Raw genomic sequence first — 13,877 nt, 5'->3', positions numbered from 1 at the left:
TTACCCGTTTCCCATAGGGTTCACAAGGGCTATAAGCTAAAGTTGAGAGCATTGGGGCGACAAGCAGTGCAGCAAGCATGAGACGGACCAGAGCAGTTTTCGAAGGCATGACGGAACTCGGGCTATCAAGGCTCAGAAAAATGGTATCGCTCGCCGACCGCCTGCTCACTACCCGAAGTGCGAGGGTTTGTAAGGCCGCCTTCATGACATGCGCAGTCGTTGCCGGAAGGTTGGCTACCGACGCGCGCCATTGCTTGCGGTCGATGCGGTAGAAAAGTTTCAACCCACGCGCCCACGCGGGGCGCGACCCGCCCACTCGACCCCAGGCCGGTACGTGTGTCGCCTGACAGTTCCCTTCGGTTATCCACAAATGCTGTGGATAACCCTCTCGATAACTCGGCCACCGCCCGGCGCTCAGGCATCTGGGCGCCGTGACGCATTTTTGATCAGCAGGCAGCCCGTTGCCCCAGGAATCGGCAAGGCGGCGATTCCCTTTGTTTGCTGATGTGTCATCCCAGGATGGCGATGGTGTCGGCTCCGCATCGCAGCGAGCCGATCCATGCCATCAACCCGCCCGTATTGCCGAACAGCCTGCGCTTGCCTGGCGCTGGCCGCCTCCCTGGTGGCCGGCTGCGCGACGACCGCGCCGTCCTCAACGCCAGCCGATTCATCCGGTGCGGTCGAACCTGCAATCTCCCCACCGCAATACATCCCGGTTGTCCGCTACGGCCGCTACACCCTGGTCGAACTCGAGCCGACGGAGGCGCAGCGGGATCTGCTGCTGCAGGTGATCGAGGTGAGCCTGCCCGACATCGTGCAAGCGACGGTGGGCGACGCGCTGAACCATGTGCTCCGGCGCTCCGGCTACCGGCTCTGTAGCGGCCCCGAAACCGATGCCCTGGACGCCCTCCCGCTGCCGGCGGCGCACTACCGGATCGGGCCAATGGTGTTGCGCGATGCACTGCTGACCCTCGCCGGTCCGGCCTGGCGCTTGAACGTAGAGGAGGGGGCTCGCGTGCTGTGCTTCACGCCGGCCACGATCCCTGCCGAGCCGGCCGGAGCAATCCCTTCTCCCGTCGGAAATGCCGATAACCCTGCCGCGACCCTCCCGCTTGCTGAGGCGGTGCAGCCATGATGACGACGGCTCAGACCGAACGGTCGCATCGCACCACCCTGTTGCGCGTGGCCGCGGCCACCTGGCTGCTGCTCATCAGCGCGGTAGTCGTGATCGACCACGTCATCCTGTCGACACGAGCCGATAGGACCGAAGATGCCGTGCCTGCCACGCAGCTCTCCGAGTTGGAGGCACAACTGGCCGAACTCGCCCGCGAGATCGAGCAGCAACGGCAAGAGCCGGCTGCACTGCCCTTGGGACGCTATGAATCCGAGCGCGTGGCGCTGGATCAACGGCTAGAAGCGCTCGAACAGGCAGTCGACGATAGGCCAACCGTTGATCTGCAGTCCTTGCAGACCCGCATCGACCGGCTGGAAGTGCGCCTTGCCACCGTCCGGTCGGCACCGACGGATGCTTCCCGTCCCCCCGTACGCGCACCGGCAAGGCCCCGGCCCGTGGAGCCTTCGTTCCGGGTGATCGGCGTCGAGCTGCGAGCCGGCGAACGCTTCCTGTCGATCCTGCCTGCCGATGCGTCTGCGCTGTCCCAGGCCGGTCTGCTGCGAGCAGGTGAAACCGAGGCCGGCTGGCGGCTTGAAGTGATCGAGGACGGGGCCGCCGTCTTCCGACACGGTGATGAGGTCCGTCGCCTGACGGTCCCCGAGCGATAGGAGGGGCAAGTGACGCAGCACAGGACCGTCACCCTCCTGACCGTCGCGCTTCTGACCGGCTCGATCCCGGTCGCGGTTGCCCAGCACACCGCCACGTCGACCGCTGTCCCCGGCCGCGAGCGGCCGATGGCGACAGTCCGTAGCGACGAGTCCCACGCCCGCGACTGGGGGCTGAGTGCCGAAGACTGGACACGCTACCGGGAGCTGATGCAGGGGCCGCTCGGGGTGTATTCGCCAGCGCTCGATCCGCTCACGGCGCTGGGCATCGAGGCCCGCAGCGAGGAGGAACGCAGGCGTTACGCGGAGCTGCAGGTGCAGGCCGAGGCCCGGCGCGTCGACAAGACGCTGGCCTACCAGCGGGCCTACGACGAGGCATGGCAGCGCCTGTTTCCGAGCCAGCCGCGCGTGAGCTTGCCAGGCGCAAAAGTGCAGGGGGGCGGCAACACTGGCTCCGGGCGCCTGGCGGTCTTCGTAAAGGACGACTGCGCGCCGTGCGCGCAGCGCGTGCAGCAATTGCAGGCGGCCGGCACCGCCTTCGATCTCTACATGGTCGGTACCCGCCAGGACGATGCGCGCATCCGGCAGTGGGCCACCCAGGCGGGCATCGACCCGGCCAGGGTGCGTGCCCGCACGATCACGCTCAACCATGACGCGGGGCGCTGGCTGTCGCTCGGCCTGCCCGGTGATCTGCCGGCCGTGGTACGCGAGGCGAACGGCGAATGGTTGCGGCAATAGGTGCTTCAGGCCGGGATCTCCGGCTATCCGGCGTCGCCCTCCGCTTCGTCAGCGCCGTACTTCTGCTCGCGACCGGGGGCTGGTCGTTGGCTGCCCAGGCGCGTGAAGTGCCACCGCCGGCCTATCAACTGGCGGCGCATCGCGCCGATGTGCCGGCCAGGGTGCTGTATGCGGTGGCCTTGCAGGAGAGCGGCACCAGGCTGCGCGGGCGCCTGATCCCTTGGCCGTGGACGCTCAACGTCGCCGGCGCGCCACAGCGCTATGCCACCCTCGCCGACGCTTGCGCCGGGCTGCACCGGGCGCTCGCCCACACGCCGGCCAAGCGCATCGACGCCGGCCTGGGCCAGGTCAATCTCGGCTACCACACGCATCGCTACACGCAGCCCTGCGAGCTGCTGGACCCCTACCGCAACCTTGCCATCGCTGCGGAAATCCTGCGCGAACAGCACACGCCGGGCGAGGACTGGCTGCTTGCCATCGGCCGCTACCACCGGCCCGCCGGCGGGGCACCCGCGGCGCGCTACCGGCGCAGTGTGCATCGGCACCTGACCCGCGTGCTCGACCCCGGCGTTCCCGTTCCAACCCTCCAGGCCACCACGCCATGAACCACACCGTCCTCATCGCCGCCATCGGGCTGCTGCCCACGACCACCGTCTTCGCGCAGACCGCCTCCGCGCCACTGATCGTCGTCGAAGACCGTGGCGGCGTTTCCGCGCTGCCGTACTACCAGTCGCTGAATCCCCAGCCGGATCAGGCCACACCGCCGGCCCCGATGCCGGCCCCTCGCGTGGGCAACGCGGCCGACGCCGAAGCCGCCATGCTGCCGGTGCGCTCGACGCAACTGTCGCCGGGCAAGGTGCAGCGCCGCGTCATCCGGGCGCCGGGCCTGACGGCGCTGTTCCTGATCGGCGACGACGAGCGTTCGCGCGCCTGGCTGCGGCAGCGGCAGGCCGCGCTGCGCGAGCTGCAGGCCGTGGGCCTGGTGGTCAACGTGGAGTCGATGGCCGCGCTGACGGCGCTGCGCAGGCTGGCTCCTGGCCTGACCCTCTCGCCGGCATCCGGCGACGACCTGGCCCAGCGCCTGGGCCTGCGCCACTACCCGGTGCTCATCACGTCCACCGGCATTGAGCAGTAGGTGCGCAAATGGCCCAACCGCATGCGGTCGAGGTGCTGCTGCGGCCAGCGGTGGAGCTTTACACCGTGGCGGTCTGCACCGGCGCCGCGATTCTGTGCCTGGTGGCACCGTGGTCGCTCGCGCTGAACCCGCTGCTCGGCCTGGGCTCGGCGCTGGCCTTCCTGACCTTCGGCGCGATTCGTCTGCGCGATGCCTGGGCGATCCTGCGCTATCGCCGCAACATCCGCCGCCTGCCGCGCTACGTGATGACCAGCCGCGACGTGCCGGTGAGTCAGCTAAGGCTGTTTGTCGGCCGGGGCTTTCGCTGGGAGCAGCGGCACACGCACCGGCTGATGCAGACCTACCGGCCGGAGTTTCGCCGCTACGTCGAGCCGACGGCGACCTACCGCCTCGCCCGGCGGCTGGAGGAGCGGCTCGAGTTCGCGCCCTTTCCCATCTCGACGCTGGCGCGCGCGCTGGCCTGGGACAGCCCGCTCAACCCGGCGCGGCCGCTGCCGCCGGTCGGGGGAATGCCGCGCCTGCATGGCATCGAGCCGCACGAGGTCGACGTCACCCTGCCGCTGGGCGAGCGCGTTGGGCACACCCTGGTGCTGGGCACCACGCGCGTGGGCAAGACGCGGCTGGCCGAGCTGTTCATCACCCAGGACATCCGCCGCAGGGTGCGCGGCGAGCATGAGGTGGTGATCGTCTTCGACCCCAAGGGCGATGCGGACCTGTTGAAGCGCATGTACGTCGAGGCCAGGCGGGCAGGGCGGGAGGGCGAATTCTACGTCTTCCATCTGGGCTGGCCGGACATCTCGGCGCGCTACAACGCCGTGGGTCGGTTCGGGCGGATCTCTGAGGTGGCCACGCGCATCGCCGGACAGCTCTCGGGTGAAGGCAACAGCGCCGCGTTCCGCGAATTCGCCTGGCGCTTCGTCAACATCATCGCTCGCGCCCTGGTCGAACTGGGGCAGCGGCCGGACTACCTGCTGATCCAGCGCCACGTCATCAACATCGACGCGCTGTTCATCGAGTACGCCCAGCACTACTTCGCCAAGAACGAGCCGAAGGCCTGGGAGGTTATCGTCCAGCTCGAAGGCAAGCTGAACGACAAGAACATCCCGCGCAACATGATCGGGCGCGAAAAGCGCGTGGTGGCCCTCGAACAGTACCTGTCCCAGGTGCGCATCTATGACCCAGTGCTCGACGGCCTGCGCAGCGCTGTGCGCTACGACCGGACGTACTTCGACAAGATCGTCGCTTCACTGCTGCCGCTGCTGGAGAAGCTCACCACCGGCAAGATCGCGCAACTGCTCGCACCGAACTACTCCGACCTGTTCGACCCGCGGCCGATCTTCGACTGGATGCAGGTCATCCGCAAACGCGCGGTGGTCTACGTGGGGCTGGATGCGCTGTCCGACGCCGAAGTCGCGGCGGCGGTGGGCAACTCGATGTTCAGCGATCTGGTCTCGGTCGCCGGCCACATCTACAAGGTCGGCATCGACGACGGGCTGCCCGGCGCAGCGGTCGGCGCCAGGATCCCAATCAACGTCCACGCCGACGAATTCAATGAACTCATGGGCGACGAGTTCATCCCGATGGTCAACAAGGGCGGCGGCGCCGGCGTGCAGGTTACCGCCTACACGCAGACCTTGAGCGACATCGAGGCGCGCATCGGCAACCGCGCCAAGGCCGGGCAGGTGGTCGGCAACTTCAACAATCTGTTCATGCTGCGCGTGCGCGAGACCGCCACCGCCGAACTGCTGACGCGACAACTGCCCAAGGTCGATGTGTACGCCACGGCACTGATGAGCGGCGCCACCGACAGTTCCGACCCGCACGGCAACACTGCATTTACGTCCAACACCCAGGACCGCATCAGCAGCAACAGCGTGCCGCTGATCGAGCCGGCGCATGTGGTGGCCCTACCCAAGGGACAATGCTTCGCGCTGATCGAGGGCGGCAACCTCTGGAAAGTCCGCATGCCGCTGCCGGCACCCGACCCCGACGAAGCCATGCCGAGGGACCTTCAGGAGCTGGCCGGCTACATGCGGCAACACTACGTCGAGGCAGGAGACTGGTGGGAGAACCAGATCGTCCCCGGCCTGCAGGACAAGGAGCTGCCCGACGACCTGGTTGACGACTTCAAGCAGATGGCCGCGGCCGACGAGGCTCAAGAGGCCGAAGCATGAGCGATCCGGCCGTCGCGGCCCAGCGCCAGCAGCAACGACAGCAGGGGTTGATTGCCGGCCTGATCACACTGCCGTTCCGCTTCTTCGGCGTGCTGTCCGGCGCGCTCCTGCTGTGCATCCTGATCGAATGCGTCGGCATGCACTTCTTCTGGCCCGATCAGGGCTGGCGCCACGCGAAGGGCATGGTGCACTACGAGCTGGACCAGCTCTCCACGCATTTCACGCGCAGCGCGCTGGTGCAGGAGCCGGGGCGCACCGCGCATCAACTGGTCGAGCAGGGCTACGACTGGCTGTTCGCGAAGAGCGGCCTGCTGGACTGGATACGCGATGCGTCGGCGCAGGCCAGCGCCGGCAGCCATCGCCCGACCAAGGACTTCCGCTACTACCTGGGTCTGGTCTACGTGCATCTGGAGAGCTACCTGATCGCGGCGGCCTACACGACGCTGGTCTTCCTCGTCCGGCTGCTGGTGCTGTGCCTGACCCTGCCGCTGTTCCTGATGGCGGCCTTCGTCGGACTGGTAGACGGCTTGGTGCGGCGGGACATCCGCCGCTTCGGCGCGGGCCGCGAGTCGGGGTTCATCTATCACCGCGCCAGGGCCAGCCTGACCCCGCTGGCCGTACTGCCGTGGGTGACTTACCTGGCACTGCCGGTCAGTGTGAACCCGTTGCTGATCTTGCTGCCCAGCGCGGTGCTACTTGCTGTGGCAGTGTGCATCGCGGCGGCTACGTTCAAGAAGTACCTCTGACGGCGCAGCCAGCTTCCCATCAATCCGGTCATGCCGTAGTTCCCATTCCCCACGGCGAAAAGCGAGCGTGCATCACAACATCGGCCTATCCGCTTCAGTGGGGAAGGGCACGATGGGACAGGCCAATCACAACACACTCGCACGGGCTACGTTTGCCCTTGTGTTGGCCGTGCCGTTCTCGGCGCTGCAGCCTGCCGTCGCCGCCGATGGCCTCGCCTCGGAACGCGAGCAGCTCGCCGCGCTCGCCCGCCAACTCAACCTGATCGACCGCCTCGCCGAGCACGCCGCGAATACCGCTCCGCAGGAGCGCGCCCGCTACCACTTCGACTACGCCCGGTTGCACGCAGACCTGCAGCGGGTTCGCGCCGGTCTGCAGGACTACCTCGTGCCCCAGCGCGCCCAGCCGCGCGATCCTGTCCCGCTGGCCGGCGATTACGTCCGCAGAGACCGCGCCGACGAAGAGGAACCAGCGCAATGACGCCCTCGGCCGATCAGGTCGCCGCCTTTCAGGCCACTGGCGGCTTTGCGCCTTCGGCCGTCTCTGCCGTGGTGCTCGGTTTTGTGTTCGCCGTGTTGCTGCTGTGGGGCGTATGGGCGATGCGTACCGCCTACGTCGGCTGGGCTGAACACCGCCTGACTGAACGGCAGTTCCTCGGCGTCATCGTGCGTTTCGTCGCGATGTACCTGGTGCTGAGCTTCTTCCTCCTGTCCTGACCACCATGAAAGGGTCTATCGCCATGAACGCTTCGACTACTCATCGCGCTGATGTTCGCACCACGGCGCGCCAATCCGTACGCATTGCCGCCGTGCTCGCCCCACTGGGTATCGCGGCCACGCCGGCGGCCTCCTGGGCGGCCCTGCCCACCATGGAGGACCCTTCGCGCGGTGCCGGCACCGGCATCATGCAGACGATCCAGAACTACGGCTACGACATCGTGCTGCTGATTGCGCTGCTCGTGGTCGCCTCGATGTTCGTCGGTGTCTCCTATCACGCCTACACACGCTACTCGGAGATCCACACCGGCCGCGCCACCTGGGGTCAGTTTGGTCTGTCGGTCGCAGTGGGCGCGCTCCTGCTGGTGGTGGGCATCTGGCTGCTCACCAAGGCCACCGGCGTGTTGTAAGGGCGGCAAGCGATGGCCCTCCCTCCGGAGACGCCGCGAGACACGCTGGTGACCTTCCTGCCGCACCGGCTGAATCGCCAGCCCGTGGTCGTGCGCGGCCTGACTGCCGACGAGTTGTGGATTTGCGCTGGCCTGTCCGGTGCAGCCGGGTTTGTGCTCGGTCTGCCGCTGGCCTGGCTCACGCTCAGCGTCGCCATGGTGCCCACGGTGATCGTCGCCGGCATTGCGCTGGGCGTGTTTGTCGGCGGCGGCTTCCTGAGCGCGCAAAAGCGCGGCCGGCCCGACACCTGGCTGTACCGCCAGCTCGAGTGGCGGCTGGCCCTGCGGTACCCGGCGCTGGCGGCGCACCTGGGCGGGCAGGGCCTCATCACCCGCTCGGGCTACTGGACGACCGGGCGCAGTGCCGATCGAGGGGCACCATGAGCCGGTTCAGGAACGAGGTCGCGCACCTGCAGGCCCACGTGAAGACGCTGCGCCTGGGGGCCGGCGCGCTGTTCGTGGTGGCGCTGTTGCTCGGCTTCGGTTGGTGGAGCGCGCCGAAGAGTCTCACCATTCATGTGCCGCCGGATCTGCGCTCGGGCAGCACGCGCAAGTGGTGGGACGTGCCGCCCGAGAGTGTGTATGCCTTCACGTTCTACATCTGGCAGCAGATGCAGCGCTGGCCCACGAACGGCGAGGAGGACTATGCACGCAACCTGCGCGCGCTGTCGTCCTACCTGACGCCAGGCTGCCGGACCTTTCTGCAACAGGACTATGAGTACCGGCGCACCAGCGGTGAACTGCGTCAGCGCGTGCGCGGCATCTACGAGATTCCCGGACGCGGCTATGGCGAAGACCCGGCCATGCGCGTCAGGGTGGTTTCTTCGCGGGACTGGATTGTCACGCTCGACGTGAGTGCAGACGAATACTACGGACCTGAGCAGATCAAGCGCGCCCTGGTGCGCTACCCCATCAAGGTCGTCCGGCTGGACATCGACCCCGAGCACAACCCTTTCGGCCTGGCGCTGGACTGCTACGCCAGCGCACCGCAGCGCATCGAAGCACCGCCGACGCCGACCCAGGCGGGTGCACCCGCCAACGCTTCCGGCCGCCTGCAGGGAGACGCCCCATGAAGTCCGCTGCCTTGTCGGCCCTGGCCGGCATCCTGCTGATCCTCGGGTTCGTACCGGTCAGCCATGCCGTGGAAATCCTGCGTTGGGAGCGCCTACCCCTGCCGGTGCCGCTGGTGGTCGGCCAGGAGCGCGTGGTCTTCATCGACCGCAATGTGCGCGTTGGCGTGCCGGCCAGTGTCGGCGACCACCTGCGCGTGCAGAGTGCGGGCGGCGCGATCTACCTGCGGGCGAGCGAGCCGATTCCGCCCACGCGGCTGCAACTGCAGGACGTGGAATCCGGCGCGCTGATCCTGCTCGACATCGCCGCCGAGCCGGCAAAGGACGGCCAAGCGCCGCTCGAGCCGGTGCGCATCGTGGAAGCAGAGGCCCCCGCAAGGCGCTATGGCGGCGGTGCGGCACGCGGCGCAGACGAGCCGGTCGATGCGTCCGCGGACAAGACCGCTCCCTTGCGCGAAACGCCGGTCCCGGTTGTTCTGACACGCCATGCCGCGCAGAACCTGTATGCGCCGCTGCGCACCGTCGAGCCAGTCGCCGGCATCGGCCGCGTGAACCTGCGCCGCGACCTCGTGCTCGACACCTTGCTGCCGGCGGTGCCGGTGCACGCGCGGGCGCTGGCCGCGTGGCGCCTGGACGACCAGTGGGTGACGGCGATCCGCCTCACCAATACCTCGGCGCGCTGGCTCGACCTCGACCCGCGCGCCCTGCAGGGGAATTTCGTGGCGGCGACCTTCCAGCATCCGAACCTGGGGCCGGCCGGCACTCCGTCCGACACCACGGTGCTCTATCTGGTCACGCGCGGCCACGGCCTGGCCGAGTCGCTGCTGCCGGCGCTGAGCCCGATCGACGCCACCGTGAACCTGCCGCCGGCTGCTGCGGCCGGCTCGACAGGAGCCGCGCGCGATGAAGAGTAATCCGCTGCTCAAGTGGCTGCTGATCCCGATGGCGCTGTTGCTGATGTTCGTCGGCATCAGACTGTTCTCCGGCGCCCCCGGCGGTCAGCCGGCCCCCATGGGCGCGGCCAGTACGCTCACGCCCGAGGAGATGAAAGCGCTGGGTATCGCGGGCGACACGCCGCGCGATACCGTCGCCACGCTGGTGGCCCAGGTGAAGCAGTTGCGCACCGAACTGCAGAGCGCGCTTGGCGACAACAAGCAGCACAGGGCCGAGAACGAGCGCCTTCGTGCGCGGGAAAGCACGATCGACCAGCGCATTCAGAACGCGCTGGAGGGCGAGCGCAACCGCCTGGCGCAGGAGCGCGCCCAGGTGGCCAGCGACAGGCAGCAGACCCAGGGGCTGATGCAGGATCTGCAGCGGCAATTGGACGGCCTTGCGGGCAAGGGCGGTCCGTCTGACCTGCCCGTCGGACTGGGGCTGGAGGAGGGTGACGGCCAGCGTTTCGACCGCGGCGCCAGCGACACGCAGTGGGTCGAGCCCGACGATGCCAAGGTGGACGGCAGGAGCGGCAGCAAGGCGCCGAGCTTTCCATCGAGCTTCGGGCCGGCCCAGAAAAACCTGTCGGCCGCGGTGGAGTCCGTGAGTGACGTTGGCAGCCGCGCGGTGGGCGCATCCACGAAGGCTGTCTATACGGTGCCGTCGAACTCGACGCTCATGGGGTCCGTTGCCATGACAGCGCTCATTGGGCGCGTACCGATCGACGGAACCGTCAATGACCCGTATCCGTTCAAGGTGCTGATCGGCCCGGACAACCTCACGGCCAACGGCATCGACATCCCGGACGTCGCCGGCGCCGTGGTCAGCGGCACGGCCTCGGGCGATTGGACGCTGTCGTGCGTGCGCGGGCAGATCCGCTCGGTCACGTTCGTGTTCCAGGACGGCACCATCCGCACGCTGCCGGAGGCTAGCAGCAAGGGCGGCAACAGCGGCGGCCAGGGCCAAGACGGGGCCAGCCCCCAGGGCGGCCTGGGCTGGATCAGCGACCCCTACGGCATCCCCTGCGTCAGCGGCGAGCGGCGCAGCAACGCCCAGCAGTACCTGGGCAGCCAGGCGCTCATCACCGCGGCCGGCGCCGGCGCGGCCTCGCTCATCGACTCCGACAGCGGCAGCGTGGCCGTGGTCGCCAACAGCAACGGCTCGCTGGGCACCGTCGGCATCGGCGGCAATGAAGCGATGGGTCGCATCCTCGCGGGTGGCGTGCGCGACATGGCCGATTGGGTGAACAAGCTTTACGGCCAGGCCTTCGCGGCGGTCTATGTGCAGCCGGGCGCCAAGGTGGCCGTACATCTGGAACAGCCGCTCGAGATCGACTACGACGCCAAGGGGCGTCGGGTCCACCATCGCACCGGAGGATCCCATGCCTCGGATCTGGATTGACGCGGCCGCCGTGCTGCTGGCGGCCACCCTGATCGGCGGCTGCGCCACCAGCAAGGAGAAGCTGCTGCCGCACGGCGACAACACCATGCTCGACATCTGGCTGCAGGAAACCGGCGGCAACGCGGGCGGCGGCCCGGCCGCGCGCCAACTGCTCGATGCGCGCCAGGGCCTGCGCCGGCCGCTGACCGAGGCCGATGTGCAGGCAGCGCCCGGCATGCAGGCGCGCTACACGCGTACCGCGCAGAACGAGATCTACCGCCAGTTCCAGCGCCTGCCGAACCCCGACTTGGTGATGTACGTGTTCCCGCACCTGGCGGGCACCGACCCGGTTCCGATACCCGGCTACAGCACGGTGTTTCCCCTCTACCAGCGCGTGCAGTACGCGATGCCGGGCGAGCGCGTGGAGGACTACTGATGGGTTGGTCGCTGCCGTGGTCACGCAAGCCCGAGGCATCGCATGCCGGCGCCGTGAATGCGGTCGATGATGCCTGGTCGGGGCACGTCAGGGGGCTGGCGGCACAGGGTGTCGCCGAGCCGGGCAGGGCGCTCGGCCGGGGCCGGCGCGGGCCGGCCACCCAGGCCGACCACGATGCGCTCTATGGCGTCGCGCCGTCGTTCGCGGACCTGCTGCCCTGGGTCGAGTACCTGCCCGAAACCAAGTGCATGTTGCTGGAAGATGGCCAGTCGGTCGCGGCCTTCTTCGAGCTGGTGCCGGTCGGCACCGAGGGCCGCGAGATGGCCTGGCTATGGCAGGCGCGCGATGCGCTGGAGAACGCCCTGCAGGACGCCTTCGACGAGTTGGACGACAATCCCTGGGTGGTGCAGCTCTATGCCCAGGACGAGGCCAACTGGGACAACTATCTGTGCTCGCTGGCGAACTATCTGCAGCCGCGTGCGCACGGCAGCGCATTCAGTGACTTCTACCTGCGCTTCTTCGCCCATCACCTGCGGGCCATCGCCAAGCCGGGTGGCCTGTTCGAGGACACTGCCGTGACGCGCCTGCCGTGGCGCGGCCAAGTCCGGCGCGTGCGCATGGTCGTCTACCGCCGCACCTCCGCGGCCCCGACCCCGCGGCGCGGCCAGTCGCCCGAGCAGGCGCTGACCACGATCTGCGACCGCCTCGCCGGCGGGCTGGCGAATGCCGGTGTGAAAGCGCGACGTCTCGCCGCGGCGGACATCCACGCCTGGCTGCTGCGCTGGTTCAACCCGAACCCCACCGTGCTCGGCGCCACTGCCGAGGACCGGGAACGCTTCTACGCGCTGACCCGCTACCCGGAAGAGCGGGAGGAGGGCGAGATCGAAATCGCCAGCGGAACCGACTTCGCGCAGCGGCTGTTCTTCGGTCAGCCGCGCTCGGACGTGTCCAATGGCCTGTGGTTCTTCGACGACATGCCGCATCGGGTGATCGTGATGGATCGTCTGCGCACGCCGCCGGGGACCGGCCATCTGACCGGTGAGACGCGCAAGGGCGGCGACGCCATGAACGCGCTCTTCGACCAGATGCCCGAGGACACCGTGATGTGCCTGACGCTGGTCGCCACCCCCCAGGACGTGCTCGAGGCGCACCTCAACCACCTCGCCCGGAAGGCTGTCGGCGAGACCCTGGCCTCGGAGCAGGCCCGGCAGGACGTGCAGCAGGCGCGCGGCCTGATCGGTAGCGCGCACAAGCTCTACCGTGGCGCGCTGGCCTTTTACCTGCGCGGCCGCGACGTGGAACAGCTCGATGCGCGCGGCGTGCAACTCGTCAGCGTGTTGCTCAACGCCGGCCTGCAACCGGTACGTGAAGAGGACGAGGTGGCGCCGCTGAACAGCTATCTGCGTTGGCTGCCGTGCGTGTTCGATCCGGCTGCCGACAAGCGCCAGTGGTACACCCAGCTCATGTTCGCGCAACACGCGGCGAACCTCGCCCCCGTCTGGGGTCGCAGCCAGGGCACGGGGCATCCGGGCATCACGTTCTTCAACCGCGGCGGCGGTCCGATCACCTTCGATCCGTTGAACCGCCTCGACCGGCAGATGAACGCGCATCTGTTCCTGTTCGGCCCCACGGGGTCGGGCAAGAGCGCGACGCTCAACAACATCCTGAATCAGGTGACGGCGATCTATCGGCCGCGCCTGTTCATCGTCGAGGCGGGCAACAGCTTCGGCCTGTTCGGCGACTTCGCGGCACGGCTGGGCCTCACCGTGCATAGGGTGAAGCTCGCGCCGGGCGCGGGTGTCAGTCTGGCGCCGTTCGCCGACGCCAGGCGCCTGGTCGACACGCCGAGCCAGGTACAGACACTGGACGCCGATGCGCTCGACGAAGACCAGACCGATGCGGGCAGGGCCGTGGAGGGCGACGAGCAGCGCGACGTGCTCGGCGAGCTGGAGATCACGGCACGACTGATGATCACCGGCGGCGAGGACAAGGAAGAAGCGCGCATGACGCGCGCCGACCGCAGCCTGATCCGCCAGTGCATTCTTGATGCGGCACAGTGCTGCGTAGGGGATAAGCGCACAGTGCTGACCCGCGATGTGCGCGACGCACTGCGCGAGCGCGCCCGCGATGTCACGCTGCCAGAGATGCGGCGTGCGCGCCTGCTGGAGATGGCCGACGCCATGGAGATGTTCTGCCAAGGCGTGGACGGCGAGATGTTCGACCGGGCCGGCACGCCGTGGCCCGAGGCGGACATCACCATCGTGGACTTGGCCACCTTCGCGCGCGAGGGCTACAACGCCCAACTCTCGATTGCCTACATCTC

Annotated in this window: 17 protein-coding genes; 16 read left to right on the top strand and 1 reads right to left on the bottom strand. The window is 68.3% G+C overall.

Features of this window, described 5'->3' with window-relative positions; all coding sequences use genetic code 11:
- Positions 1 to 283: hypothetical protein (locus PLC66_RS20800; RefSeq protein ID WP_324544088.1), on the bottom strand; the 283-nt coding region annotated here is incomplete at its 3' end.
- A gap of 276 nt (positions 284 to 559) precedes the next feature.
- Here PLC66_RS20800 and pilL2 point away from each other — a divergent pair.
- The 16 genes from pilL2 to PLC66_RS20720 all read left to right on the top strand — a co-directional run.
- On the top strand, positions 560 to 1,135 hold the full coding sequence (pilL2, locus tag PLC66_RS20795) for a PFGI-1 class ICE element type IV pilus protein PilL2 (RefSeq protein ID WP_324544086.1): 576 nt from the start codon (positions 560 to 562) through the stop codon (positions 1,133 to 1,135).
- Positions 1,132 to 1,782, top strand: coding sequence for a hypothetical protein (locus PLC66_RS20790; protein ID WP_324544084.1), 651 nt, complete (start codon positions 1,132 to 1,134; stop codon positions 1,780 to 1,782). Before pilL2 ends, PLC66_RS20790 begins: the two co-directional genes overlap by 4 nt.
- Positions 1,783 to 1,791: 9 nt before the next feature.
- On the top strand, positions 1,792 to 2,517 hold the full coding sequence (locus PLC66_RS20785; protein ID WP_324544083.1) for a TIGR03759 family integrating conjugative element protein: 726 nt from the start codon (positions 1,792 to 1,794) through the stop codon (positions 2,515 to 2,517).
- A complete protein-coding gene (locus PLC66_RS20780) occupies positions 2,502 to 3,122 on the top strand; it encodes a lysozyme family protein (RefSeq protein ID WP_324544082.1) in 621 nt (206 codons plus the stop codon). Before PLC66_RS20785 ends, PLC66_RS20780 begins: the two co-directional genes overlap by 16 nt.
- On the top strand, positions 3,119 to 3,652 hold the full coding sequence (locus tag PLC66_RS20775; protein ID WP_324544080.1) for an integrating conjugative element protein: 534 nt from the start codon (positions 3,119 to 3,121) through the stop codon (positions 3,650 to 3,652). The genes PLC66_RS20780 and PLC66_RS20775 overlap by 4 nt, the downstream gene beginning before the upstream one ends.
- A gap of 8 nt (positions 3,653 to 3,660) precedes the next feature.
- Entirely contained in the window at positions 3,661 to 5,826 is a 2,166-nt protein-coding gene (gene traD, locus PLC66_RS20770) for a type IV conjugative transfer system coupling protein TraD (protein WP_324544079.1), read from the top strand.
- Positions 5,823 to 6,572 (top strand): TIGR03747 family integrating conjugative element membrane protein, encoded by a 750-nt coding sequence (locus PLC66_RS20765; RefSeq protein WP_324544077.1) that lies wholly within the window; start codon positions 5,823 to 5,825, stop codon positions 6,570 to 6,572. The genes traD and PLC66_RS20765 overlap by 4 nt, the downstream gene beginning before the upstream one ends.
- 112 nt (positions 6,573 to 6,684) lie before the next feature.
- Positions 6,685 to 7,050: an integrative conjugative element protein, RAQPRD family gene (locus tag PLC66_RS20760; protein WP_324544090.1), complete on the top strand. Its 366-nt coding sequence runs from the start codon at positions 6,685 to 6,687 to the stop codon at positions 7,048 to 7,050.
- Positions 7,047 to 7,286 carry a TIGR03758 family integrating conjugative element protein gene (locus PLC66_RS20755; RefSeq protein WP_324544074.1) on the top strand — a complete coding sequence of 80 codons (240 nt, stop codon included), beginning with the start codon at positions 7,047 to 7,049 and terminating at the stop codon, positions 7,284 to 7,286. The genes PLC66_RS20760 and PLC66_RS20755 overlap by 4 nt, the downstream gene beginning before the upstream one ends.
- A gap of 23 nt (positions 7,287 to 7,309) precedes the next feature.
- Positions 7,310 to 7,696: a TIGR03745 family integrating conjugative element membrane protein gene (locus tag PLC66_RS20750; RefSeq protein ID WP_324544072.1), complete on the top strand. Its 387-nt coding sequence runs from the start codon at positions 7,310 to 7,312 to the stop codon at positions 7,694 to 7,696.
- 12 nt (positions 7,697 to 7,708) lie between these two features.
- Complete coding sequence (locus PLC66_RS20745) at positions 7,709 to 8,119, top strand: TIGR03750 family conjugal transfer protein (protein ID WP_324544070.1); 411 nt, start codon at positions 7,709 to 7,711, stop codon at positions 8,117 to 8,119.
- Positions 8,116 to 8,808, top strand: coding sequence for a PFL_4703 family integrating conjugative element protein (locus tag PLC66_RS20740; RefSeq protein ID WP_324544068.1), 693 nt, complete (start codon positions 8,116 to 8,118; stop codon positions 8,806 to 8,808). Before PLC66_RS20745 ends, PLC66_RS20740 begins: the two co-directional genes overlap by 4 nt.
- A complete protein-coding gene (locus PLC66_RS20735) occupies positions 8,805 to 9,719 on the top strand; it encodes a TIGR03749 family integrating conjugative element protein (protein WP_324544066.1) in 915 nt (304 codons plus the stop codon). Before PLC66_RS20740 ends, PLC66_RS20735 begins: the two co-directional genes overlap by 4 nt.
- A complete protein-coding gene (locus PLC66_RS20730) occupies positions 9,709 to 11,139 on the top strand; it encodes a TIGR03752 family integrating conjugative element protein (protein ID WP_324544065.1) in 1,431 nt (476 codons plus the stop codon). Before PLC66_RS20735 ends, PLC66_RS20730 begins: the two co-directional genes overlap by 11 nt.
- A complete protein-coding gene (locus PLC66_RS20725) occupies positions 11,120 to 11,554 on the top strand; it encodes a TIGR03751 family conjugal transfer lipoprotein (protein WP_324544063.1) in 435 nt (144 codons plus the stop codon). The genes PLC66_RS20730 and PLC66_RS20725 overlap by 20 nt, the downstream gene beginning before the upstream one ends.
- Positions 11,554 to 13,877: conjugative transfer ATPase (locus tag PLC66_RS20720; protein WP_324544061.1), on the top strand; the 2,324-nt coding region annotated here is incomplete at its 3' end. The genes PLC66_RS20725 and PLC66_RS20720, both read left to right, overlap by 1 nt.

It is taken from the genome of Thauera sp. (genome assembly GCF_035444905.1).
In the GTDB taxonomy this organism is placed as follows: domain Bacteria; phylum Pseudomonadota; class Gammaproteobacteria; order Burkholderiales; family Rhodocyclaceae; genus Thauera.
This window is presented reverse-complemented; position numbering and strand designations above follow the sequence as displayed.